The 22,473-nt window shown below is 69.3% G+C and carries 22 protein-coding genes; 8 read left to right on the top strand and 14 right to left on the bottom strand.

From position 1 onward, the window contains the following. The first annotated feature begins 171 nt into the window (after positions 1 to 171). Complete coding sequence (locus BST10_RS14965) at positions 172 to 1,293, top strand: PPE family protein (RefSeq protein WP_013828228.1); 1,122 nt, start codon at positions 172 to 174, stop codon at positions 1,291 to 1,293. A gap of 16 nt (positions 1,294 to 1,309) precedes the next feature. Beyond that, entirely contained in the window at positions 1,310 to 2,401 is a 1,092-nt protein-coding gene (locus tag BST10_RS14960) for a PPE family protein (RefSeq protein WP_083038647.1), read from the top strand. A gap of 7 nt (positions 2,402 to 2,408) precedes the next feature. On the opposite strand, the gene BST10_RS14955 is transcribed toward BST10_RS14960, so the two are convergent. After that, a complete protein-coding gene (locus BST10_RS14955; protein ID WP_013828226.1) occupies positions 2,409 to 3,848 on the bottom strand; it encodes a DUF4185 domain-containing protein in 1,440 nt (479 codons plus the stop codon). 237 nt (positions 3,849 to 4,085) lie between these two features. Further along, positions 4,086 to 4,970, bottom strand: coding sequence for an LLM class flavin-dependent oxidoreductase (locus BST10_RS14950; RefSeq protein WP_083038690.1), 885 nt, complete (start codon positions 4,968 to 4,970; stop codon positions 4,086 to 4,088). A 58-nt stretch (positions 4,971 to 5,028) separates the two neighbouring features. On the opposite strand from BST10_RS14950, the gene BST10_RS14945 reads away from it, so the two are divergent. Continuing rightward, positions 5,029 to 5,418 carry a VOC family protein gene (locus BST10_RS14945; RefSeq protein ID WP_083038645.1) on the top strand — a complete coding sequence of 130 codons (390 nt, stop codon included), beginning with the start codon at positions 5,029 to 5,031 and terminating at the stop codon, positions 5,416 to 5,418. Positions 5,419 to 5,527: 109 nt separating this feature from the next. On the opposite strand, the gene BST10_RS14940 is transcribed toward BST10_RS14945, so the two are convergent. The 5 genes from BST10_RS14940 to BST10_RS14920 form a co-directional block, all read right to left on the bottom strand. After that, positions 5,528 to 5,998, bottom strand: coding sequence for an Rrf2 family transcriptional regulator (locus tag BST10_RS14940; protein ID WP_083038643.1), 471 nt, complete (start codon positions 5,996 to 5,998; stop codon positions 5,528 to 5,530). A gap of 37 nt (positions 5,999 to 6,035) precedes the next feature. Then, positions 6,036 to 6,764 carry a 3'(2'),5'-bisphosphate nucleotidase CysQ gene (locus tag BST10_RS14935; protein WP_083038641.1) on the bottom strand — a complete coding sequence of 243 codons (729 nt, stop codon included), beginning with the start codon at positions 6,762 to 6,764 and terminating at the stop codon, positions 6,036 to 6,038. Continuing rightward, the gene (gene cysC / locus BST10_RS14930) at positions 6,761 to 8,614 is read right to left on the bottom strand and encodes an adenylyl-sulfate kinase (protein ID WP_083038639.1); all 1,854 of its coding nucleotides are present in this window, start codon (positions 8,612 to 8,614) and stop codon (positions 6,761 to 6,763) included. Before cysC ends, BST10_RS14935 begins: the two co-directional genes overlap by 4 nt. Then, the gene (cysD, locus tag BST10_RS14925) at positions 8,614 to 9,561 is read right to left on the bottom strand and encodes a sulfate adenylyltransferase subunit CysD (protein WP_235673564.1); all 948 of its coding nucleotides are present in this window, start codon (positions 9,559 to 9,561) and stop codon (positions 8,614 to 8,616) included. The genes cysC and cysD overlap by 1 nt, the downstream gene beginning before the upstream one ends. A 224-nt stretch (positions 9,562 to 9,785) precedes the next feature. Then, on the bottom strand, positions 9,786 to 10,277 hold the full coding sequence (locus BST10_RS14920; protein ID WP_013828219.1) for a beta-class carbonic anhydrase: 492 nt from the start codon (positions 10,275 to 10,277) through the stop codon (positions 9,786 to 9,788). 219 nt (positions 10,278 to 10,496) lie between these two features. On the opposite strand from BST10_RS14920, the gene BST10_RS14915 reads away from it, so the two are divergent. The 4 genes from BST10_RS14915 to BST10_RS14900 are packed head-to-tail and all read left to right on the top strand — an operon-like array spanning position 10,497 to position 15,890. Beyond that, positions 10,497 to 11,474 carry an ABC transporter permease gene (locus BST10_RS14915; RefSeq protein ID WP_083038637.1) on the top strand — a complete coding sequence of 326 codons (978 nt, stop codon included), beginning with the start codon at positions 10,497 to 10,499 and terminating at the stop codon, positions 11,472 to 11,474. Beyond that, positions 11,471 to 12,355 carry an ABC transporter permease gene (locus BST10_RS14910; RefSeq protein ID WP_013828217.1) on the top strand — a complete coding sequence of 295 codons (885 nt, stop codon included), beginning with the start codon at positions 11,471 to 11,473 and terminating at the stop codon, positions 12,353 to 12,355. Before BST10_RS14915 ends, BST10_RS14910 begins: the two co-directional genes overlap by 4 nt. After that, positions 12,352 to 14,181, top strand: a complete 1,830-nt coding sequence (locus BST10_RS14905) for a dipeptide ABC transporter ATP-binding protein (RefSeq protein WP_083038635.1) — start codon at positions 12,352 to 12,354, stop codon at positions 14,179 to 14,181. The genes BST10_RS14910 and BST10_RS14905 overlap by 4 nt, the downstream gene beginning before the upstream one ends. Positions 14,182 to 14,183: 2 nt before the next feature. Then, positions 14,184 to 15,890, top strand: coding sequence for an ABC transporter family substrate-binding protein (locus BST10_RS14900; RefSeq protein ID WP_019737061.1), 1,707 nt, complete (start codon positions 14,184 to 14,186; stop codon positions 15,888 to 15,890). A gap of 105 nt (positions 15,891 to 15,995) precedes the next feature. Here BST10_RS14900 and BST10_RS14895 read toward each other — a convergent pair whose 3' ends face one another. Continuing rightward, on the bottom strand, positions 15,996 to 18,674 hold the full coding sequence (locus BST10_RS14895) for an AAA family ATPase (RefSeq protein ID WP_083038633.1): 2,679 nt from the start codon (positions 18,672 to 18,674) through the stop codon (positions 15,996 to 15,998). Then, on the bottom strand, positions 18,671 to 19,816 hold the full coding sequence (locus BST10_RS14890) for a metallophosphoesterase family protein (RefSeq protein WP_083038632.1): 1,146 nt from the start codon (positions 19,814 to 19,816) through the stop codon (positions 18,671 to 18,673). Before BST10_RS14890 ends, BST10_RS14895 begins: the two co-directional genes overlap by 4 nt. Before the next feature lie 233 nt (positions 19,817 to 20,049). On the opposite strand from BST10_RS14890, the gene BST10_RS14885 reads away from it, so the two are divergent. Then, positions 20,050 to 20,556, top strand: coding sequence for a SixA phosphatase family protein (locus BST10_RS14885; RefSeq protein ID WP_083038630.1), 507 nt, complete (start codon positions 20,050 to 20,052; stop codon positions 20,554 to 20,556). Positions 20,557 to 20,587: 31 nt separating this feature from the next. Here BST10_RS14885 and BST10_RS14880 read toward each other — a convergent pair whose 3' ends face one another. The 5 genes from BST10_RS14880 to BST10_RS14860 all read right to left on the bottom strand — a co-directional run bounded on the left by BST10_RS14880 (position 20,588) and on the right by BST10_RS14860 (position 22,420). Next, complete coding sequence (locus BST10_RS14880; protein ID WP_013828203.1) at positions 20,588 to 20,749, bottom strand: excalibur calcium-binding domain-containing protein; 162 nt, start codon at positions 20,747 to 20,749, stop codon at positions 20,588 to 20,590. Between the two features lie 169 nt (positions 20,750 to 20,918). Further along, on the bottom strand, positions 20,919 to 21,323 hold the full coding sequence (locus BST10_RS14875) for a type II toxin-antitoxin system VapC family toxin (RefSeq protein WP_197912079.1): 405 nt from the start codon (positions 21,321 to 21,323) through the stop codon (positions 20,919 to 20,921). Then, positions 21,316 to 21,564 carry a type II toxin-antitoxin system Phd/YefM family antitoxin gene (locus tag BST10_RS14870; RefSeq protein ID WP_083038628.1) on the bottom strand — a complete coding sequence of 83 codons (249 nt, stop codon included), beginning with the start codon at positions 21,562 to 21,564 and terminating at the stop codon, positions 21,316 to 21,318. Before BST10_RS14870 ends, BST10_RS14875 begins: the two co-directional genes overlap by 8 nt. 362 nt (positions 21,565 to 21,926) lie before the next feature. After that, positions 21,927 to 22,190 (bottom strand): hypothetical protein, encoded by a 264-nt coding sequence (locus BST10_RS14865; RefSeq protein ID WP_083038626.1) that lies wholly within the window; start codon positions 22,188 to 22,190, stop codon positions 21,927 to 21,929. Beyond that, complete coding sequence (locus BST10_RS14860; protein WP_013828181.1) at positions 22,187 to 22,420, bottom strand: hypothetical protein; 234 nt, start codon at positions 22,418 to 22,420, stop codon at positions 22,187 to 22,189. Before BST10_RS14860 ends, BST10_RS14865 begins: the two co-directional genes overlap by 4 nt. Positions 22,421 to 22,473: the final 53 nt, after the last annotated feature.

The following is a 22,473-nucleotide window of genomic DNA, read 5'->3' as shown; positions in this document are numbered from 1 at the left end:
ACAGTTGGAATGCGAGATCCGGGCCGCCGGCGGAACCAGGCGATGTCGCCGCGTGCATAACCGCCACGAATCAATTCGGTAGGCCACAGCCCTTTTCGGCTGATCCTTCACCTCGCCTGCCGATCTCACCGGCTGCGCATCATCCGATGCGTTCGAGGAAAGGCTTCGTTGATGCTGGATTTCGGGATTCTGCCGCCCGAGGTCATCTCGACCCAGATGTATACCGGACCCGGTTCGGGGCCACTGCTGGCGTCGGCGGCGGCCTGGGATGCGTTGAGCGGACAGCTGAACGCGTTCGCGCTGGGCTACTCGACCACGCTCACCGGACTGCAGGATGAAGGGTGGACGGGCGCCTCCTCCCAGGCGATGCTCGCCGCCGCAGCGCCCTACATCGCCTGGGTGAGCCAGACCGCAACGCAAGCCGAGCATGCCGCCACCCAGTCACGTGCCGCCGCAGCCGCCTACGAATCCGCCCGTGCGGCAACGGTTCCACCGGCCGTCGTTACCACCAACCGCACACAGCTGGCAAATCTGGTGGCCACCAATATCTTCGGGCAGAACACCGCGCTGATCTCAGCCCTGGAAGCCGCCTACGCCCAGATGTGGGCGCAGGACGCCGCGGCCATGCACGGCTACGCCACCACCGCCTATACCGCCACCCAGCTGGCACCGTTCCAGGAGCCGCCGCAGACCACCAACTCCGCCGCGGCCGCCAGCCAGGCACTGGCACCGGCGGCCGCCCTCGGCACCGCGGCGGCCTCGCAGGGCAGCCAGTCGGCGGCCGACGGCGTCATCGACGGGGCGAGCACCTTCAACACGCTCAGCGGCCCGGTCGGTTTCGCCACCGCCATGAGCCGCACCGTGACCAACGCGGGCAGCTTCTTCACCGCCCTGGCCAAGGCGGTCGGCGGCTCGGCGCCCAAGGCCGCGGCCGCCGCCGTGCCGGCGGTCCTTCCCGCCGCCGGCATGGCCTCGGCGGTGCAGGCGGGGCCGTCGCTGGTGCGCAGCACCGCCAGCATGGGCACCGCCTCGCCGATCGGTCAGCTGTCGGTGCCGAAGGCCTGGGCCGACACCGCGCCGATCGCCACCGCCAGCGAGGAGCCGCTGTTCCTGTCCGAAGCCGAGCTGGCCGCAACCGGCTCCTGGGAGGAGGCTCCGGCGAGCGGCATGATGGCCGCGCCGGCGGCGGCGATGGGAGCGGCGGCCGGTGGCGCTGGGCGCTCCACCGTCAGCAGCATCCTGCGGGTCGGGCCGAAGCGCTTCGCCATGCCGCGCCCCTCGGTCGGCGGATAACCGGCAGGGACTCTCCATGGTGGATTTCGGGATGCTTCCTCCCGAGGTCAATTCGACCTTGATGTATTCGGGCCCGGGTTCGGGTCCGATGCTGGCCGCCGCCGCGAGCTGGGACGCCGTGGCCTGGCAGCTGGAATCGTTTGCGACCGGCTACTCCTCGACGCTGTCCGAACTGCACGGCCACGCCTGGTCCGGTGGCTCGGCCGAGGCGATGATCGCCGCCGCGGCCCCCTATGTCGCCTGGGCGTCGACCACCGCGACGCTGGCCGAGCAGACCGCCAATCAGGCCCGTGCCGCCGCGGCCGCCTACGAAACCGCTTTCGCCGCAACGGTGCCGCCACCCGTCGTCGCCGCCAACCGGGTCCAGCTGGCCACCCTGGTCGCCACCAACTTCTTCGGGCAGAACACCCCGGCGATCGCCGCCACCGAGGCCGCCTACGCCGCGATGTGGGCCCAGGATGCCACCGCGATGTACGCCTACGCGGCCGGCTCGTCGGCCGCGGCCACGCTCTCCCCGTTTCAGCAGCCTCGGCAAACCACCAGTCCGGCAGCGCAATCCGGCCAGGCCGCAGCGGTCGCGCACGCCACTGCCACCGCCACGGCGACACAGTCGGACCCGATGGCCGCGCTGGTGTCCTCGACGGTCAGCACTACCGGCGCCCTCAACACCGTGACCAACCCGGCGCGTTTCACCGCCGACTCCATCCGCACCGCGGGTCAGATGGGCAACTGGATCCTGGCGCTGCTTCCGGCCGCCGCGTCGGCGGCCGCCAAGGCCCCGGCGGCCGCGGTTGCGGCCGGCCAATTCGGCGCCGGCGCACCGGCGATGGTGCTGGCCGGTGTCGGGCAGGCCGCGCCGGTGGGCGGCTTGTCGGTGCCCTCGAGCTGGCCGGCGGCACCGGCGAACGTCTCGGCGGTGCAGCAGGTCCAACTGGCCGCAGCCACCCAGCCGTTGGCGTCATCGGAGGAACCGGGGCGCCCGTCGTCGTCGCGGCAGCTGGCGCCCGCGGCCCCGGTGCGGGCCCTGGGCGCCGGCCGCAAGGGGTATCCGGTGCTGCGCATGCGCGACCGGCGCTACCGGATGCCGCGGCCGGCGGTGGGCGGCTGAGGCGGGCTCAGCCCAGCACGGTGCGCATCAGCATCACGTCGTAGGCGTTCCACAGCGACAATGTGAAGTACACCTCTTTGCCGGTCGACCACGGGTGCACGTAGGGCGCGTAGATGCCGCCGGGGATCTGGCCGGTCGGGATCAGCGTCTGCTCGGCGCTCCAGGGGCCCTGCGGCGTCGGGGCGGTGCGGGCGACGACGTCGTTGCCGCCGTTGCCGTACAGCGCCAGGTACTGCCGGAGATAGGTGTTGTACTGCACCGACATCTCACCCACCGGGCCGGGGATCACCGGTGTCGCCGCAGCCGGGTTGTTGGGCACCCACGACCCGCTGTCACCGTTCCAGTACTGGTACGTCGTCAGATCCGGAATGGTGCGCTCGGGCACCCGCGCCAGGTACGCCGAGCCGCCGCGGCCCGCGGGTGTCCCGTAGGAGTACAGGTAGCCGTCGCCGCCACGCAGGAACGCACCCATCTGGAAGTTCTCGTTACCGGGGATGAAGCGCGCCCGGGGCACGTTCTCCGGCGACGTCGAACGCACCGTCCCCGGATAGACACCCCATGTCTCGCCGTTGTCGTTGGAGACCGCGATAGCCGAGTAGTTGGTGGACCATTCGCCGTCACGCCCCCACTGCTTGATGGACATGAAACTCATGTACTGGTTTCCGGCGATCCCGATGGCGGCGGTGGGGATCATGCCCTCCTGGTGCGGCGCCAGTTGGACGGCGGGCAGGATCTGCTTGGAGAAGTTCGCTTGGCGCAGTGGTGAACCCGAATACTTGTTGCCGATGCCGCCGGGCCCGACCGTGATGCCGTCGGCCAGGTTGTTGTCCTGGGTGCGGAACAGCACGTTCTGCCGCCACTGGTGGCCGGGGATGCGGCAGTAGCCGAAGGTGTCGCCGAACGCCATGAGAATCTGGCGGTTGGCGGGATCACCGTTGTCCCAAGGGATTCCCAGGTCGGTGCCGGAGATGCCGAAGCGCTGCAGGGTTTGGTTGGGACTGTTGGGCCCGGTCACCCACTCCACCAGCGAGGTCTGGGAACCGGCGATGGCACCGGCGGCGTCGGCGGTCGACAGCCCCGGATCGGCGCCGGCGTTCGGAACCGGCTGAACCGGTTGGGCGGCGTTCGGCGCGACCTGGCCGTCCGGGGACGGCACCGGGGGCACCACCGCGGCCTGTTGTCGTATGGCGCCGTTGGGGTTGATCAGTGCGGCGATCAGCGGGCCCAGCTTGGGCAGCGGCGCGCTGTCGTTGGTGCCGCGGGGCCGCCGCCCGGTCGGCAGCTGACCGGCTCCGGTCGTCGGCGAGCCCGGCGGCGGTTCGATGTTGGCCTCGGGCGCATTGCAGGTTGCCGCGGAGGCCGGTGGGGCGAACTCGGTGGCGAGCACCATGCCGAGGGCGACCGCCGGCACCATCGCGGCCGAGACGATCGCACGCGTCGCCGACATGTCACACCTTTCCGGGACCGCTCCGGGCCTCGCCTGCTGCGACGATAGTGGCTGGTGAGACGGTTGTGGCTAGTGAGATATCGATAGAGATGCTTCCGTGACCGTGTCGCAACCGCCTCACCGGGATGTGGGAGATGACCCATTGCCGCTGGGTTGACTGACCGCGAGCGGGAATCTGACGACACGACACGCCGCTCTCACGTCGTGGGATTCCCAGTGGGCGGCTAGGGCCGGGCCTCAGCGGGTGAACTCAGTAACCACCTCGGCGGCCCGTCGCAGCTGATCAGGGTCGGAACTGGTTGGGATCAAGTGGATCTCGTCGGCACCCACCGCTTCGAAGCTGCGCAGCACTGCGAGCAGCTCGTCCTCGTTGCCCGCCCAGCCGGTGGTCGGTGCCATCGCCTCGACGTACTCGGCGGGAATCCAGTTCATGTAGCGCAACAGGTGCTCGCGCACCTGGTTGCGCGCAGCGTCGTGCTCGCCCAGCGCGAACCAGAACGAGGTCGCCAGATACGGCTGGGCCTTGCCGGCCTCCCGCCAGGCCTGGCGGGCGACGTCGAACAACTCGTTCTGCTTGGCCACGTCGAGGTCCATGGTGATGCCGGCCAGACCCTCGGCCCAACCGGCCGCGCTGCGCAACGTCTTCGGGCCGATGGTGCCGACCACCAGCGGCGGCCCGCCGGGCTGCGTCGGCGCCGGCCCGACCGGCAGCACCGACTCGGTGGTCTTCTCCCCCGCCCAGACCCGCTTCATGATCGCGACCCGCTCGGCCATCTGCCGCATCGTCTGCGTCGCCGGGTCGGCACCGGCCGCCCGGTAGTCCTCGTGCCGGCCACCCACACCGATGCCGACGGTGAGCCGCCCACCGCTGAGCAGGTCCGCGGTAGCCAGCGCCTTGGCCAGCATGACCGGATCGTGCAGTTGCGGGACGATCACCGTCGTCACCAGCCGCACCCGGTCGGTCCAGGCCGCCAGCGCTCCCAGCAGCGTCAGGCTGTCGGGGTTGGTGAAGGCGATCCGCTCGCCCCAGGCCAGCGACGAGAACGGTCCCTCGTCGACGGCGCACGCCCAGTCCCGCAGCAGCGTCGCATCCAGATCGGGCTCCATCACCGGCATGGTCATTCCCACCTGCATGCCCGCGATTGTGGCATGCGCGCCCGCGGCGGCCGACACTTGAACCATGAGCATTTCCTTCAACCACACCATCGTCGCCGCCCACGACAAGCAGGAGTCGGCGGCTTTTCTGGCGGAGTTGTTCGGCCTGCCCGATCCCCAGCCGTTCGGCCACTTCATGGTCGTCGGGCTCGATCACGAGGCCAGCCTCGATTACGCCGAGGTGCCCGGCGACGAGGAGATCCCGCCGCAGCACTATGCGTTCCTGGTCTCCGAGGACGACTTCGACGCCATCTACGCCAAGATCGCCTCGCGGGGGCTGGCGCACTGGGCGGACCCGCGCGGTGGGCGGCCCGGTGAGATCAACCGTCGCGACGGTGGGCGCGGGGTGTATTTCCGCGACCCCAGCGGTCACGCGATGGAGATCCTCACCCGCCCGTACGGCTCGGGGCCATAGCCGGGCTGTCGGGCTGTGGGGCTGTGGGGCTGTCGCGCGAGCGTGCGTGTTCCGGCCCCTGCACGGAGTGTCGGGCCGGGAACACGCACACTCGCGCCCGGATGGGAGGTCAGCCGTGGCCGCGCTGGCGCTCCTGGGCGCGGTAGTCAGCGGCGAACTCGGCGACGTGGGCGGGCAGTTGCCCGGTGGCGACGTCGGACAGGCTGGTCTGCTCGAGCACCGAGCGCATGCTGGCCCGCAACGCCCGCCACACATCGGTCAACGCGGCGGTGGGGCCGGCGTAGGGCAGATCGCCCAGGCCGATGTCGCGAACACTGGCCAGCGGGCCGTCGATACAGCGCAGCACGTCGGCGACGCTGATCTCGGTGGCCGCGCGCGCCAGTTCGTAGCCGCCGTCACGGCCGCGCTGGCTGCGGACCAGCCGGTCGGTGCGCAGATCGGACAGGATGTCGACGAGAAATTGCGGCGGGATGCCCTGGGCGGCGGCGATGTCGTCGGTTTTGACCAGGGTGCCGGCGTCGGCGGTGGCGAGCTGCACCATCGCCCGCACCGCGTACTCCGCCTTGGCCGACATCCGCATCCTGGCGATTCTGCCATCTGCGCTCGTCGCGGCGACGTCAGCCGATCGCCGCAAGCACCGCGTCGGCGTATTCGGGCCGGCACACCACCAGATCGGGCAGCAGCGGGTCGGGCCGGTTGTAGACCAGCGGGGAGCCGTCGATGCGCGAGGTGTGCAGGCCGGCGGCCCGCGCGACGGCCACCGGGGCCGCGGAGTCCCATTCGTACTGTCCGCCGGCGTGCACGTAGACGTCGGCGGCGCCCTGGATGACCGCGGCGACCTTCACCCCGGCCGATCCCATCGCGACCAGTTCGCCGTCGAGGTGGTCGCGGATGGCTTGCGCAACGGCCGGTGGGCGGCTGCGCGAGACCGCGATGCGCGCCGGGCCGGGGTGCTCGGGCGGTGCGGCGACGGTCGGGGTGGCCAGCGTGATGCCGCGGGCCGGCAGCGCGACCGCGCCGGCGGTCAGTTCCCCGGCCTGCCACAGCGCGACGTGCACGGCCCAGTCGTCGCGGTCGAGCTCGGAGTATTCCCGCGTGCCGTCGAGCGGATCGACGATCCAGACCCGGTCGGCTTGTAGCCGCACCGGGTTGTCGGCGCCCTCCTCGGACAGCACCGCATCCGCCGGGCGTTCGGTGGCCAGCGCGGTCATCAGGTAATCATGAGAGCGCTTGTCGCCGGCCGCTTTACGCTCGGCTTGCGGCGCGTCGGCCAGTTCGTTGCGGACGGTCAGCAACAACCGGCCGGCGTCGGTGGCGAGCTGGGCGGCCAGCTGGTGGTCGTTCACTGCCGGGCGTCGATCGCCGCGATGACCTGGCGGGCTTGTTGGTCGACGTCGTCGTCGGGGGTCAGCCGCACATCGGGATTCCGCGGCCGCTGATACGGACTGTCGATGCCGGTGAAGTGGGTGATCAGGCCCGCGCGCGCTTTTGCATACAGCCCCTTGGGGTCTCGCTGCTCGCAGTCTTCCAGCGGGGTATCGCAGAACACCTCGATGAATTCGAAACCGGCGTCGGTGTGGACCTGCCGGGCCAGCTGGCGGTGCTCGATCAGCGGACTGATCGCCGGCACCAGCACGATCTGGCCGGAATCGGCCAGCAGGGTTGCCACGTGCGCGAGCCGGCGCAGGTTCTCGGCGCGGTCGGCCATCGAGAAGCCGAGATCGGCGTTGAGGCCGTGCCGCAGATTGTCGCCGTCGAGAACGTAGGCGGGCGTTCCCCTTTCGAGCAGCAGTTGCTCGACGCGCATGGCCACCGAGGACTTGCCCGCACCGGACAGCCCGGTCAACCATACCGTGCGCCCCTTCGACAACCGGTCGGCCGCGGTGACCAGCGACTCGTGGCGCACCGTGTTCGGGCTGGGGGTGCGACCCGAGACGTCACGCAGCACCATGCCGGCCGCGACCGTTCCGTTGGTGGACTGGTCGATGAGGATGAACGACCCGGTGGCGTCGTTGTGGCTGAACTCGTCGAGCATCAGCGGCACCTGGGCGCGCAGCGAGACCCGGCCGAGCTCGTTGAGCTGCAGCGAGTTCGCCTCCTTGTCCCGGTGCAGCGTGTTGACGTCGAGACGGTAATCCAGTGCCATCACCTTCACCCGGGTGGTGCGGGTGGTGTGCTTGATGATGTAGTCGTTGCCGGGCTGCAGCGTCGCCCCGTCGGCCATCCAGCACACGGTGGCGTCGAAATCCTGGACGATTCGCGGCTGGTTGTTGGTGCGAGCGATCATGTCGCCGCGGGAGATGTCGATGTCGTCTTCGAGACTGACCGAGACGGCCATCGGCGGGAACGCTTCGCTTACTTGGCCGCTGGGCCCCTCGATCGCCGCGACCCGGCTCGGCTTCCCTGACGGCAGCACCACCACGTCGTCGCCGGGACGCAGGACACCGCTGGCGACGGTGCCGGCGTAGCTGCGGTGGTCGGCGTGCTCGTGGGTCTGCGGCCGGATCACGTACTGCACCGGGAACCGCACGTCGACCAGGTTGCGGTCACCGGCGATGTAGACGTCTTCCAGATGTGACAGCAGCGACGGGCCCTCGTAATAGGGCGTCTTGTCGGACTTGGTCACCACGTTGTCGCCGAGCAGCGCCGAGATCGGGATGGTCGTCACATCGTGCACGTCCAGCCGGGTTGCGAACGAGTGGAAATCATCACGGATGGACGCGAATCGCTGCTCGTCCCAGTCGATCAGGTCCATCTTGTTGACGGCCAGCACGATGTGGCGGATGCCCAGCAGCGACGCCAGGAAGGTGTGCCGGCGCGACTGCTCCTGCAGGCCGTGGCGCGCGTCGACGAGCACGATCGCCAGCTGGGCGGTCGAGGCGCCGGTCACCATATTGCGGGTGTACTGGATGTGCCCCGGGGTGTCGGCGATGATGAATTTCCGCTTGGGCGTGGCGAAGTAACGGTAGGCCACGTCGATGGTGATGCCCTGCTCGCGCTCGGCGCGCAACCCGTCGGTCACCAGCGCCAGGTCGGTGTAGTCGTGGCCGCGTTCCCGGGAGGTGCGCTCCACCGAGGCCAGCTGGTCCTCCATGACGGCCTTGGAGTCGAACAGCAACCGCCCGATCAGGGTGGACTTGCCGTCGTCGACCGATCCGGCCGTGGCGATGCGAAGCAGTGTGGTCGCCGTGCTCATCAGAAGTACCCCTGCCGCTTGCGGTCTTCCATGCCTGCCTCGGAGATCCGGTCATCCGCGCGGGTGGCGCCGCGCTCGGTCAGCCGCGACACCGCGGTCTCGGCGATGACGTCCTCGACGGTCGCCGCGGTGGACTCGACACAGCCGGTGCAGGTGACGTCGCCGACGGTGCGGAAGCGCACCGTGGTCTCGAACACGTCCTCGCCGTCGGCGGGCCGCAGGAACTCATGGTCGGCCAGCAGCATGCCGTCGCGGCGGAAGACCTTGCGCCGGTGGGCGAAATAGATGGAGGGCAAGAGGATCTCCTCGGCGCCGATGTAGGACCAGATGTCGAATTCGGTCCAGTTCGACAGCGGGAACACCCGGATGTGCTCGCCGGCCCGGTGCCGCCCGTTGTAGAGGTTCCACAGCTCGGGTCGCTGCGCCTTGGGGTCCCACTGGCCGAACTCGTCGCGGAAGCTGAACACCCGCTCCTTGGCGCGGGCCTTCTCCTCATCGCGGCGGGCGCCGCCGAACGCGGCGTCGAACTTGTTCTCCCGGATGGCGCGCAGCAGGGTGACGGTCTGCAGCGGGTTGCGCGACGGCCCGTCGTCAACCACCCGTCCGGCGTCGATGTCGTCCTGCACGCTGGCCACCACCAGTCGCACGCCGGTGCGGGCGACCAGCTCGTCACGCGCGGCGATGACCTCGTCGAAGTTGTGGCCGGTGTCGACGTGCATCACCGGGAACGGCAGCCTCCCCGGCGCGAATGCCTTGACGGCCAGGTGCAGCATCACGATGGAGTCCTTGCCGCCGGAGAACAGCAGCACCGGCCGCTCGAATTCGGCGGCCACCTCCCGGATGATGTGGATGGCCTCGGCCTCCAGGGTGCGCAGATGCGTCAGCTGATACCGCCCGGCCTGCAACGGCGCCGACGGCTCCGGGGGTGCGGTGATGTTGCTGGTCATGGGTTCCTCGCCAGGGATATCCGATAATCTTGGTGAGACTTACCAGATTTGTTTGTTATAGGCGGTCATGTAACCAGGCCGGCCGGGCAGCTGTCAATGTGATCTGCGCAGGCCGCCCCCTCTCGGCGACCGTGCGTGTCCCCGGCCCCGCGCTCGGCGTGTCGACCGGATCGGCGCACGCTCGCCGGCGGCGGATGGCTCAGATCGCGCGGAGACCAGGCGCGCTAGACGGTGACTTCGCCGAGCTTGCCGGTGGCGACGTCGAAGACGAACCCGCGCAGCGAGGTCGTCGCGGTGATGAACGGGCTGGCCTTGACCCGGCGCAACGACTGCTTGACGTCTTCGGCCGGGTCCGGGAATGCCTCGGGCGCCCAGCCCGGCCGGATTCCGGTCTCCTCGAGGATCGAGCGCTTGAACTCATCGTCGGTGAAGGTGAGCATCCCGCAGTCGCTGTGGTGGATCAGGATGATCTCCCGGGTGCCCAGCAACCGCTGGCTGATCGCCAGGGACCGAATCACGTCGTCGGTGATCACCCCGCCGGCGTTGCGGATCGCGTGCGCCTCACCCTCGTTGAGGCCCAATACCCGGTACACGTCGAGGCGCGCGTCCATGCAGGCGACGATCGCGACGTGCTTGCTCGGCGGCATCGGCAGCGGACCCTTGAAGGTCTTCGCGTACTCCGCGTTGTTGGCCAGGTAGTCGTCGGTGACGGTCACGGGGTTCTCCCTCTGTCGCGGTCTGACGTCTGAGACTAATCAACGAGCCGCGAGTTTCCACGGGTAATAATCATTCGAATCAATGATTCGCCAGAGGGTCTCCCGGGCGCGAGCGTGCGTAAACCCGGTGATTCCCGCGGCGTGTCGGCCGGGGACACGCGCGCTCGCGGGAATGAGGCGTCCGGCGCGCCGCCGCGTGGGGGCTCTACCCTTTTGGCCATGATGCGGTTTCTGGCCGGCCGGGCGCTGAACTACCTGGTGCTGCTGGGCCTCGCATCCTTCCTCACCTTCTGCCTGACCTCGCTGGCGTTCGCCCCACTGGACAGCTTGATGCAGCGCAACCCGCGTCCCCCGCAGGCGGTCATCGACGCCAAGGCCGCCGAACTGGGCCTGGACAAGCCGATTCCGCTGCGCTACGCGCACTGGGCCTCGCATGCCGTCCGCGGCGATTTCGGTGTCACCGTCACCGGTCAGCCGGTCTCCGACGAGCTGGGCCGGCGCATCGGGGTGAGCCTGCGACTGCTGCTGGTCGGCTCGCTGGCGGGCACCGTCATCGGTGTGGTGGCCGGCGCGTGGGGCGCGGTGCGCCAGTACCGGCTCTCCGACCGGGTGATCACGATGGCGGCGCTGCTGGTGCTGTCGGTGCCCACGTTCGTGCTGGCCAACCTGGTGATCCTGGGCGCGCTGCGGGTGAACTGGGCACTGGGCACGCAACTGTTCGACTACACCGGCGAGACCTCCCCCGGGCTGGTCACCGGCTTCTGGCCCGGGCTGCTCGATCGGCTGCAGCACCTGGTGTTGCCGTCGCTGACCCTGGCGCTGGGGGCCGCCGCCAGCTTCAGCCGCTACCAGCGCAACGCGATGCTCGATGTGCTCGGCCAGGACTTCATCCGCACCGCCCGCGCCAAGGGGCTGACCCGGCGGCGCGCACTGTTCAAACACGGGCTGCGCACCGCGCTGATCCCGATGGCCACGCTGTTCGCCTACGGGGTAGCCGGGTTGGTCACCGGGGCGGTGTTCGTGGAGAAGATCTTCGGCTGGCACGGCATGGGCGAATGGGTGGTGCAAGGCGTGGCCACCCAGGACACCAACATCGTCGCGGCGATCACGGTGTTCTCCGGTGCGGTGGTCCTGCTGGCCGGGCTGCTCTCCGATGTCATCTATGCGCTGCTGGACCCGCGGGTGCGGGTGTCATGACGAGCACCGAGATCGCGTTCGCCTCCCGGCGCACCCTGGTGCTGCGCCGATTTCTGCGCAGCCGCACCGCGGTGGGCGCGCTGGCGCTGCTGGCGGTGATGTTCGTCGGCTGCTACACACTGCCGAGCCTGCTGCCCTACTCCTACACCGACCTGGACTACGACGCGCTGCTGGTGCCGCCGGGCGCCAAGCACTGGCTGGGCACCAACGCACTGGGCCAGGACCTGCTGGCCCAGATCCTGCGCGGCATGCAGAAGTCGATGCTGATCGGGGTATGCGTGGCGCTGATCTCCACGGTGATCGCCGCGACGGTCGGGGCGATCGCGGGATATTTCGGCGGCTGGCGCGACCGGATGCTGATGTGGCTGGTGGACCTGCTGCTGGTGGTGCCGGCGTTCATCCTGATCGCGATCATCACCCCGCGCACCAAAAACAGCGGCAACATCTTCATGCTGGTGTTGCTGCTGGCCGGGTTCAGCTGGATGATCAGCGCCCGCATGGTGCGCGGGCTGACGATGAGCCTGCGCGAACGTGAATTCATCCGCGCCGCACGGTATATGGGAGTGTCGAGTCGGCGCATCATCATCGACCACATCGTGCCCAACGTGGCGTCCATCCTGATCATCGACACCGCGCTCAACGTCGCGGTGGCGATTCTGGCCGAAACCGGCTTGAGCTACCTGGGTTTCGGCATCCAGCCGCCCGACGTGTCGTTGGGCACGCTGATCGCCGACGGCACCGCCTCGGCGATCACCTTCCCGTGGGTGTTCCTGTTCCCGGCCGGGGTGCTGATCACGATCCTGGTCTGCGCCAACCTCGCCGGCGACGGCCTGCGTGACGCGCTGGACCCCGACGCCGCCAGCTTGCGAGGCCGCCGATGAGCGCCCTGCTGGAAGTCGCCGACCTTGCCGTGACGTTCGGCGCCGGCCGCGATGCGGTACAAGCGGTGCGCGGCATCAGTTACCGGGTGGACCCCGGCGAAGTCGTGGCGATGGTCGGCGAATCGGGGTCGGGCAAATCCGCGGCGGCCATGGCGGTGATGGGGTTGCTGCCCGAGCACGCGCAGGTGTCCGGTTCGGTGCGGCTGGCCGGCACGCAGCTGATCGGGTTGGGCGACACCGCGATGTCGAAGTTCCGCGGCGCCTCGATCGGCATGGTGTTCCAGGATCCGATGTCGGCGCTGACGCCGGTCTACACCGTGGGTGATCAGATCGCCGAGGCCATCGAGGTGCATCAGCCCCGGATCGGGCGGGCCGAGGCGCGCCGACGCGCGGTGGAACTGCTGGAGTTGGTGGGTATCTCGCGGCCGCAGGAGCGGGCGCGGGCCTTCCCCCACGAACTCTCCGGCGGGGAGCGGCAGCGGGTGGTGATCGCGATCGCGATCTCGTGTGACCCGGACCTGCTGATCTGCGACGAGCCCACCACCGCACTGGATGTCACGGTGCAGGCGCAGATCCTCGAGGTGCTCAAGACCGCGCGTGATGTGACCGGCGCCGGCGTGCTGATCATCACCCACGACCTGGGGGTGGTCGCCGAGTTCGCCGACCGGGCGCTGGTGATGTACGCCGGACGGGTGGTGGAAGCCGCACCCGTGGCCGCGTTGTACGCCGATCGGCGGATGCCCTACACGGTGGGATTGCTGGGGTCGGTGCCCCGGCTGGATGCGCCGCAAGGCACCCGACTGGTGCCGATCCCCGGCGCTCCGCCGTCGCTGGCCGGCATCGAGCCGGGCTGTCCGTTCGCCCCGCGCTGCCCGCTGGTCACCGACGAGTGCCGGGCGCAGGAGCCGGAGCTATTGAACGTCGGGGTTTCTCACACCGCCGCCTGCATCCACACCGACCAGGTGGCCGGGCGCAGCGCCGCCGACATCTATCGCGTGCCCACCGCGGTCACCGCACCCGCTGTCACGGATTCGGGAACGGTGCTGCGGGTTCGTGACCTGGTCAAGACCTATCCGCTGACTAAGGGGGTGCTGCGCCGCCGGGTCGGTGAGGTGCGCGCCGTCTCTCGTGTCAGCTTCGCGTTGCAGCAGGGCCGCACCCTGGGAATCGTCGGCGAATCCGGCTCAGGCAAATCCACCACCTTGCACCAGATCCTGGAACTGGCTGCCCCGCAGGCGGGCTCGATCGAGGTGCTCGGCAGCGATGTCGCGGCGTTGACACGCGACGGCCGCCGCGCGCTGCGCCGCGACCTGCAGGTGGTGTTCCAGGATCCGGTGGCCTCGCTGGATCCGCGGCTGCCGGTCTTCGAGGTGCTCGCCGAGCCGTTGCGCGCCAACGGATTCGACAAGGCAATGACCCATGCCCGGGTGGCCGAGCTGCTGGAGCTGGTGGGGCTGCGCCGCGGCGACGCGCTGCGGTATCCGGCGGAGTTCTCCGGCGGTCAGAAACAGCGGATCGGGATCGCCCGGGCGCTGGCGTTGCAGCCGAAGATCCTGGCGCTCGATGAGCCGGTGTCGGCGCTGGACGTGTCAATTCAGGCCGGGATCATCAACCTGCTGCTGGATCTGCAACAGCAGTTCGGGTTGTCGTATCTGTTCGTCTCGCACGACCTCTCTGTGGTTAAACACCTGGCGCACAGCGTGGCGGTGATGTTCGCCGGGGAGATCGTCGAACAGGGTGAGGCGGGCCAGGTTTTCCGCGACCCGCAACACGACTACACCCGCCGGCTGCTGGCCGCGGTGCCCCAGCCGGTGGTGGGCTCATGAATATGACGTTGACGCTGCGCTCATGGCGAGGTTTTGCGAGAAGGGCACGCCCTGGATGCAGTGTCAACGCGGCAGTAGCGCTGCTCCTGGCCCTCAGCGGATGCGCGGCGGTGGATATCACCGCCCCCGAAGGCGTCTCGGCGGTGGGCAGCGCCAGCGACATCAACCCGCAGGATCCGGCCACACTGCGCGACGGCGGGAGCCTGCGGCTGTCGATGAGCCAGTTCCCGCCGAACTTCAACCCGCTGCACATCGACGGCAACCTGGCTGAGAACGCGGCCATGCTCAAAGCCACCATGCCGCGGGCGTTCATCATCGGCGCAGACGGCTCGGCGACGGTGGACACCGACTACTTCACCAGCGTGGAGCTGACCGGCACCAACCCGCAGGTGGTCACCTACACCATCAACCCGAAAGCCACCTGGAGCGACGGCACCCCGCTGTCCTGGCAGGACATCGCCAGCCAGATCCACGCCACCAGCGGCGCCGATCCCGGCTACGCGATCGCCACCACCAACGGCGCCGAACGAGTCGCCTCGGTGACGCGCGGCGTCGACGACCGGCAGGCCGTGGTGCGGTTCGCCAAGCCCTACGCGGAATGGCGGGGTATGTTCGCCGGCAACTCGATGCTGCTGCCCAAGAGCATGACCGCCGACCCGGAGACCTTCAACAAGGCGCAACTACAAAGCCCCGGGCCCTCGGCCGGGCCGTTCAAGCTGGCCACACTGGACCGCACCAGCCAGCGGATCACGTTGGTGCGCAACCCCGATTGGTGGGGCCGCACGCCGAAGCTGGACACCATCAACTACCTGGTGCTCGACGAGTCCGCGCGGATGCCGGCGCTGCAGAACCACACTATCGACGCCGCCGGGGTGGCCACTTTGGATCAGTTGACGATCGCCCGGCGCACCGAGGGCATCGCGATCCGCCGTGCACCGACCCCGGCGTGGAACCACTTCACCTTCAACGGGGCGCCGGGGGCGATCCTGTCCGACAAGGCGTTGCGGCTAGCGGTGATGCGCGGCATCGACCGGACCACGATCGCCAAGGTGACCCAGCGGGGCCTGACGTCTGACCCGGTGCCGCTGAACAATCACATCTACGTGGCCGGCCAGGAGGGCTACCAGGACAACTCCGGCGTGGTGGCCTACGATCCGCAGCGCGCGGCCCGGGAACTCGACGAACTGGGCTGGAAGCTGAATGGGAAATTCCGGGAGAAGGACGGTCGCCCGCTGGTGATCCGGCACCTGTTCTACGACGCGTCGAGCACCCGGCAGTTCGCCCAGGTGGCACAACACAATCTGGCCCAGATCGGGGTGAAACTGCAGCTGGACGCCAAGGCCGGCGGCGGGTTCTTCACCGACTACGTCAACGTCGGCGACTTCGACATCGCCCAGTTCAGTTGGGTCGGCGACGCTTTCCCGCTGGCCGGGTTGAACCAGATCTCGGCCTCCTACGGCGAAGCCAACTTCGGCAAGATCGGCAGCCCGGCCATCGACGCCAAGATCGAGGAGACGCTGCAGGCACTGGATCCGGCGGCGGCCCGCGCTCGTGCCAATGAGGTCGACGAGCTGTTGTGGGCCGAGGGGTTCAGCCTGCCGCTGATTCAGACCACCGGCAATGTGGCGGTGCGTAGTTCGCTGGCGAACTTCGGGGCGCCGGGCCTGGCGGATCTGGATTACACCGCGATCGGGTTCATGAAGGAGTGATACGGACTTCTGCGCCGAACGTGTACTGAGCGCGACAATCCCGCGAGTTTTCGCACTGACTGCACGCCCGGCGAACACCGGCGCGGCCAGAGCGTGCTGAAATGCTCAGGCACTCAAGTCGATGCGGTGTGCATCCTTGACGCTGCGGTAGCGGTCCGGGCTGCAGGTCAACACGATCACCTGGCCTTGGGCGCCGACGGCGTCGAACACCGCACCCATCTTCTCCAGCCGGTCCGGGTCGGTGAACCCCAGCGCGTCGTCGATCACCACCGGGACACTGTCCTCCTTGGCGACCAGCGCCGCGCCCGCGAGCCGGGTCAGGATGCCGAGCTGTTCCTTGGCCCCACCCGACAACGACTCGTAGGGCACGGTGCGCCCGTCGAGGGTGCGGGCGCAGATCTTCAGGTCGGTGTCGACCTCGACTTCGAAGTCCGCGCCGAACACGTGCACGCCCAGCCGCTGAATCTCGGCGCGGAACGGTTCGACGTAGCGCAGCCGGGTGTCGTCGCGGTGCCGGATCATGGTCGACCGCAACAGGGCTGCCGCCCGGGCCCGCCGGCCGATCCGATCGTGTTCGGCCACAGCGTGTTCCCGCGCGGTCTGGGCGGCATCGAGTTGGCCCTTGCGGCCCTCGGTACCGAAGACGGCGAGTTCCACCTCCACCTGGTGCAGTTCGCGGGCGGTCTCGGTGTGCCGGTCCGACAGCGCCTGCACTTGTTGCGCCGCGTCGGCCAGTTCGGCATCGACCAGCTCCGGTGCGGCGGCGGCCAACTGCTCGGACACCTCGGCGAGGCGCTGCTGCGCGGCCTGCAGCGCCTGGCCGCTGGATTCGGCGGCGCCCGCCAGATCCTCGTCGCCGACCGATGCCCGCTCGTCGGTGAGGCGCTGGGTGACGCTCTCCAGCTCGGCGCGCTGGGTGGCGCCCTTGTTCTGCAGCAGCGTCACGCTGGTAGCGGCTGCGGTGCGTGGGGGCGCCCCCACCCCGGGGGGCCCCCCCCCCGGGGGGGGGGGGGGGGGGGGGGGGGGGGGGGGGGCCCCCCCCCCCCCGCCCCCCCGACGCAGGGTTTCGCAGTCGGCGTGGGCCCGGGTGCGCTGCGCCTCGGCGGTGTCGCGTTCGGCGCGGGCCTCCTCGAGTGTGATCGCGGCGCCCACCTCGGCGTGTTCGCCGCGCAGCTGCGCCAGGCGGGTGCGCAGCTCCTCGACCGCGTCGTCGCCGCGCAACGCCACCAGGGTGGCGGCCAGCTGATCACGGCTGCCCTGCAACTCGCGGCGCCGCTGATCGCAGCGGCGGGCCGCCGCCAGGTCCGCGACACCGCCCGCAGCCAGCGCGGTAGCCAGTTCCTCTTGCGCCGCAGCGTGTTTGGTGCTGGCCTCGCGGGCGCTGTCGCCGGGCCTGACCCGCACGCTCAACAACCCGGGCACCGCCACCTCGGCGCCCGCGGCGACCGGCGCCGACCAGCTCTGGCCGGCGGCCAACGAGGTGTGCTCGCCGCCGATCAGCAGTTCGACGTCGGCGGCCGCGGTGACTTCCAGGGTCGCCGAGATCGCGGCCAAAGCGGCCTGGGCGCGGTCGAGGGCGGCCGCGGCGTCCTCGATCTGGCGCAGCACCGGCTCGGTCACCGTGATCGCGGCCAACTCGGCCACCGCCTGTTCGAGGTCGTGTTCGGTGGCATCGATACGCACCAACCGGGTTTCCAGCCGGTCGGCCTCGTCGCGGGCGGCGAGTTGGTCGATGATCCGCCGGGAGGTCTCGGCGTGTTCGGTGGCGGCTGCCAGCAGCCGCTCGGCCTCGGTGGCGGCGCCTTCCGCGGTGGTGGCTTCGGTGTCGGCAGTGTCGTGGGCTTGGGTGGCCTCGGCAAGCTCGCTGTCCAGCAGGGCGATCGCGGCCGCCCGGGATTCCAGTTCAGCGCAGAGCCGTTGCCGCTCGGCGTGGGCGGCCTGCGCCGCGGCGCCGGTCGCATCGGCCGCGGTCGCCACCAGTTGCGCGTCGCGCAGTTGGTCCCGCAGCGCGGCGATGGTGTCGCCGGCGGCTTTCGCAGCGCTGTGCCGAGCCTCTGCCGCTACTCGGTCGTCGGTCAGCCGGGCCAGCTGCTCGCTGAGTTCGGTGTGGCGAAGCACCCGGTCGTCGACCTCGGCGACCAAGTCGGTGCAGCGCGCCACCTCGGCGTCGGCGGTCGCCAGCGCGGCCACCGCAGCGGCCCACTCCCCCGTCGGGCGTCCGGTGGGGGTGAAGTAGCGCGCGTACTCGGCATCGATGCGTTCGATGAGAACGGGTTCGGTACCACTGGGAGTGGCGGTGTCACCGGCGGCGACATCCAAGGCGCGAGACAGCGCATCGCAGCCGGACAGATCCACCGCGGCCGTCGAGGCGGCCTGCAGCACCCGCTGGGCCTGCCACAGCCCGGTGTCCATGGTCTCGTCCAGCATGGCGCGGACGCGTTCGTGGGCCTCGTCACCGGTGAGCTGTTCACGACGGGGCTCCAGCACGGTCAGCTGCGTCCGGGGCGCCTTGTGGAAGCGTTTGTGGTAGACGAAACGGTAAGGGCCGGTGCTGATTTCGGCGGTGACTTCCGCGCCGACGTCGGCGTGGGTCGGCTTGACCTGTTTGACGTCCTTCTTGGCGGAGCGGTCCTTGGACTCCAGCAGCAGATCCAGCGCCTCGATCATCGAGGACTTGCCGATCTCATTGGCGCCGGCGACCACCACCACACCGTGATCGGGGAAGTCGATCTCGCGGTGCGCCACGCCGCGATAGTTGGTCAGGGTCAGCCGGTGCAGTCTCATGCCGCACCCCGGTCGACGAGGCGCAGCAACAGTGCCAGTGCGGCGTGGGCGTCATCGGCACCGTCGGTGTCACCGGCGCGGGCGGCGGCGATGAGTTCCTCGACCGCGTCGGCGGCGAATCCACCGAGCCCGAGGTCGATGAACTCCCCGTCGGCGGGCACCACCGCCAGGTCGGTGTGGCGGTTCCAGGTGCCCGCCCAGGCGAACAGCCGCGAATACCGGTCCAGGCAGGCGTCGAGGGCGGCCCGGTCGGTGACGCTGAGCGTGCCCGTCAACGCCAACTGCACCACGGTGCGCTCCTTGTCGGGCAACTGGTCGAGGTTGATGTCGAGGTCGGCGACGTCGCGACCGGTGTCCAGTTGGCGGTGCAGCGTGACGAACCGCCACCTGCCCACACGGTGGGATTCGACGCTGACCGCACCGCTGGTCTCGTCGATGTCGACGGCCAGCACGTAGCCGGGGTCGGGTTCGATGTCGTCATAGTTGGTGACTTCCGGTGAGCCGGAGTACCAGATCCGGCCGCCGGCGCCGACCTGGGTGCGGGAGTGCTTGTCCCCCAAGGCGACGTAGTGGATCACGCCGCGGTCCAGCGCGTCTTCCAGCGCGGCGAGCCGGATCAGCGCCGGATTGGTCGGGTCGGGGTCGAGCACGTCAACGCCGCCGTGGGCGAGCAGGATCCGGGTGGTGCCGTCGGCGAGCAGTCCCTGAACCGCCGCGGCCGCCAGGTCGCAGGTGGGCCGCTTGGAGGGCCACGGTGCGGCGACGATCTCGACCCCGGGACGCACCTGATGCGCCCCGGCGGTGCCGAGAACGACGACGTTGTCGGGGCGTTCGGCGGTGAACAACGCGCTGGTGTAGACCGATGCGGCGTTGAGCGGGTCATGGTTTCCAGGCAGCAAGTACACCGGAATCCCGATGGTGCGCATGGCTTCCAGCGACTGACTGACGACCTCCGGGGCGAGTTGATTGTCGTCGAACACATCCCCGGCGACGACGACGAACTCTGCACCCGTCTGCGCGGCGAGCGCGCCGAGGCCGGCCACCGCGTCGCGCCGGGCCGCCGAATAGCGCGGCTGGGCGTCACCGGCCAGAAAGTGCCGGGTCATACCGAGCTGCCAGTCGGCGGTGTGCAGGAATCGCATGTCGGTCGTCCTTTCATCCGGCTGGGGCCGGGCACCGCGAGTGTATGGCCGTCCACCGACAAGTCCTCGGACCCTGATCGGCAGGTCCGAGATCTCGACAGCGCGCCCGATCCCGCACGTCACACCCGACACATCCGTCACGCCCCCGGGACAGGTAGAGCATCCGCGATAACCGGCGCCGGCGACGTCGCACCGGTCACCTCACCGGCCGCAACTGGCATAACCTTGGGCGGATGAACGCCGCACCGCGCACGCTGATCTTGCTTCGCCACGCCAAATCGGACTATCCGCCCGGGGTGGCCGATCATGGCAGGCCGTTGGCCAAACGCGGGATACGCGAGGCCACACTGGCCGGGGACTGGTTGCGGGCCAACGCGCCGAGGATCGACCAGGTGCTGTGTTCGACGGCCACGCGCACCCGAAACACCCTGGAGCGCACCGGCCTCAACGCTCCCGTCAGCTACCTCGACGAGCTCTACGACGCCGTGCCCGGCACCGTCATCGCGACGATCAACACCGTCGGCGATGAGGTGCGCACCCTGCTGGTGATCGGACACGAACCCGCCATGTCGAGCGTCGCGCTCGGGATCGCGGGTGCGGCGGGCACCGACGCCGCTGTTGTCCAACGGATTTCGGAGAAATTCCCGACGTCGGGCATCGCGGTGTTACGCGTCGGCGGTAGCTGGTCCGGCGTGGAGCCGCGGTCGGCGGCGCTGGTCGGGTTTCACGTGCCGCGGTAGAGCTGACAGGCGGATGGCCGGCTGCCCGGCCTCAGCGCTTGGGTTCGCAGGCCAAGCCGTCGCCGTCGCGATCAAGCTTCGACGAGTAGGCGTCGTCACCTTCCGGGATGTTGTACCGGCCGTCGGCGTGAGCCTCGGAGCAGTTCTTGTACGGCGGGCCTGCCGAGACGACCGGCGCGAGGACGACGCCCATGGCAGCTGTGCTCGCGGCTGCCGCGGCGAGAAGAAGGTGACGGTTCACTGCCTACTCCTTGGGGTCTCATCGTGCGCGATGACGGTGGATCCCCCCTCCATGCCCGACTGAGTTTAGCCAGGCCGCGAAGCCCCTGGGCGGGTTTCGGCGACGGCCCCCGGACCAGCGATCAGACCGCGACGACGCGAATCAGGTCCCTGAGCCCGGCGAAATCCTGGGCATTGCGACTGTAGAGATCGAGTCGGTTGGCGTGGGCTGTCGCCGCGATCAACAGATCAGCGAACCTGCTGCGTGGCTTTCGGCCTTCGCGCACCACCGCGGCAACGACAAGCCCGTAACTGCGGGCGGCGGCCGCATCGAAGGGGATGGGCTCCAGGTGCGACTCCACCTCCTGCAACCGCGCCTGGCGTTTGGCCGCTTCGACGGCGCTGGTAGCCAACAGCGGGCCGGCGGCCAACTCCGCTGCGGTGATAGCCGAGATCGCGACCTCGTCGGGAAGCGCGACAACGACCTTCGGGTCGTGCCAGTCGATGACGACCGAGGTGTCCAGTAGCCCAGACGTCGGCTCAGACACGCTGATCAATCGCCCGGTCGAGGTCGGCGCGGAACTGGCGGTGGTCGATACGCACCGCCGCGCCCGCCAGCGCGGCGATATCACCGCGCGGGATGAACGTGCGGCGAGTGACCCGTATCGGCCGCAGTTCGGCCACCGGTTCGCCGTTGCGGGTCACGATGAACGTCGCGCCGCCCACAACGGCATCCATCACCTTGGCGTTGTCGTTGCGCAGTTCACGCTGCGGGATTGTCCGGGCCATACGGCAATCGTAGCGATATGTGCTACGGCACGCTACGGAAGCCGCAGCGCCGCCAAGCAACACCGCCGGGCAGGCGCTGCGGATCAGTTTCGCGGCACAGCAATTAGTGAGGTTTACCCGGGCACCAAGCACGTTCGGCAACGCGCCGTCGGGCCGGACTTCGCTGGTCAGCGAGATGTCCTGGCCCGCAACACCGAAACTGCCGCTTTGAACTATCTAGTTCAAACGGAAACAGCCGATGCCGCCCGCTTCGCGCGGGGAAGGTACGTCGTCGCGATCGTCAGGAGATCAGCGCCGTCACCATCGTCGTCGCTTCGCGTGGCGCTGCCGCACCGATGTTGCCGATGGGCTCACCGAGCACGTTATGCGGGCGGGAATATCGCTTCAATGCGGGGCCCTTCGGTGGACCAAAAGACTTTGTATGGCGGGTGCCCGATGACCGGTAGCCGCATCCGGATGCCGTCGGGCGTGGTGATCGCCGTCGACAGGGATTGCGCCTGCCCAGGCAGTCGGAGGATGAGTTCTATGGTGTCAAGGACGCTGTTGTACAGGTCGATATCCGGGCCGTTTTCGAGTTCGTCGAGTTGCGTATCGGCGACTTCGGAGTAATCACCGTCGAAGCTCACGTCCGGCGAACGCGTGTCCGGCGGACCGTCGGAGACGCCGCAGCCCGGGACAGCAGGTCGCGTAGTTCGGGATCGGTATCAAATTCGTGTTGAGCGTCGGTCACCACGCGGGCCGGCTGCAATAGCAAGCTGCCATCGGGATTCTCACGCATCACATAGCGCTGGTTGGGGCGGCCGGGCAGCACGGCGCGGCTTCGGCTGTCGGTTTCGACAAACGCAAGTTCGTTCATCAACCAACCATAGCCCATATTCCCACTATGGGAAGATGGCACGCGCGGAGCCG

Source organism: Mycolicibacter algericus DSM 45454 (genome assembly GCF_002086455.1).
GTDB lineage: Bacteria > Actinomycetota > Actinomycetes > Mycobacteriales > Mycobacteriaceae > Mycobacterium > Mycobacterium algericum.
The sequence above is the reverse complement of the archived record's forward strand: the minus strand, read 5'-3'. Positions and strand labels throughout refer to the sequence as shown.

Bases quoted from the DNA above. Each gene is read 5' to 3' on its own strand.
- BST10_RS14965 (WP_013828228.1), top strand. From the start codon at position 172: ATGCTGGATTTCGGGATTCTGCCGCCCGAGGTCATCTCGACCCAGATG.
- BST10_RS14960 (WP_083038647.1), top strand. From the start codon at position 1,310: ATGGTGGATTTCGGGATGCTTCCTCCCGAGGTCAATTCGACCTTGATG.
- BST10_RS14955 (WP_013828226.1), bottom strand. From the start codon at position 3,848: ATGTCGGCGACGCGTGCGATCGTCTCGGCCGCGATGGTGCCGGCGGTC.
- BST10_RS14950 (WP_083038690.1), bottom strand. From the start codon at position 4,970: ATGACCATGCCGGTGATGGAGCCCGATCTGGATGCGACGCTGCTGCGG.
- BST10_RS14945 (WP_083038645.1), top strand. From the start codon at position 5,029: ATGAGCATTTCCTTCAACCACACCATCGTCGCCGCCCACGACAAGCAG.
- BST10_RS14940 (WP_083038643.1), bottom strand. From the start codon at position 5,998: ATGCGGATGTCGGCCAAGGCGGAGTACGCGGTGCGGGCGATGGTGCAG.
- cysC (WP_083038639.1), bottom strand. From the start codon at position 8,614: ATGAGCACGGCGACCACACTGCTTCGCATCGCCACGGCCGGATCGGTC.
- cysD (WP_235673564.1), bottom strand. From the start codon at position 9,561: ATGACCAGCAACATCACCGCACCCCCGGAGCCGTCGGCGCCGTTGCAG.
- BST10_RS14915 (WP_083038637.1), top strand. From the start codon at position 10,497: ATGATGCGGTTTCTGGCCGGCCGGGCGCTGAACTACCTGGTGCTGCTG.
- BST10_RS14910 (WP_013828217.1), top strand. From the start codon at position 11,471: ATGACGAGCACCGAGATCGCGTTCGCCTCCCGGCGCACCCTGGTGCTG.
- BST10_RS14905 (WP_083038635.1), top strand. From the start codon at position 12,352: ATGAGCGCCCTGCTGGAAGTCGCCGACCTTGCCGTGACGTTCGGCGCC.
- BST10_RS14900 (WP_019737061.1), top strand. From the start codon at position 14,184: ATGACGTTGACGCTGCGCTCATGGCGAGGTTTTGCGAGAAGGGCACGC.
- BST10_RS14895 (WP_083038633.1), bottom strand. From the start codon at position 18,674: ATGAGACTGCACCGGCTGACCCTGACCAACTATCGCGGCGTGGCGCAC.
- BST10_RS14890 (WP_083038632.1), bottom strand. From the start codon at position 19,816: ATGCGATTCCTGCACACCGCCGACTGGCAGCTCGGTATGACCCGGCAC.
- BST10_RS14885 (WP_083038630.1), top strand. From the start codon at position 20,050: ATGAACGCCGCACCGCGCACGCTGATCTTGCTTCGCCACGCCAAATCG.
- BST10_RS14880 (WP_013828203.1), bottom strand. From the start codon at position 20,749: ATGGGCGTCGTCCTCGCGCCGGTCGTCTCGGCAGGCCCGCCGTACAAG.
- BST10_RS14870 (WP_083038628.1), bottom strand. From the start codon at position 21,564: ATGGCCCGGACAATCCCGCAGCGTGAACTGCGCAACGACAACGCCAAG.
- BST10_RS14860 (WP_013828181.1), bottom strand. From the start codon at position 22,420: ATGAACGAACTTGCGTTTGTCGAAACCGACAGCCGAAGCCGCGCCGTG.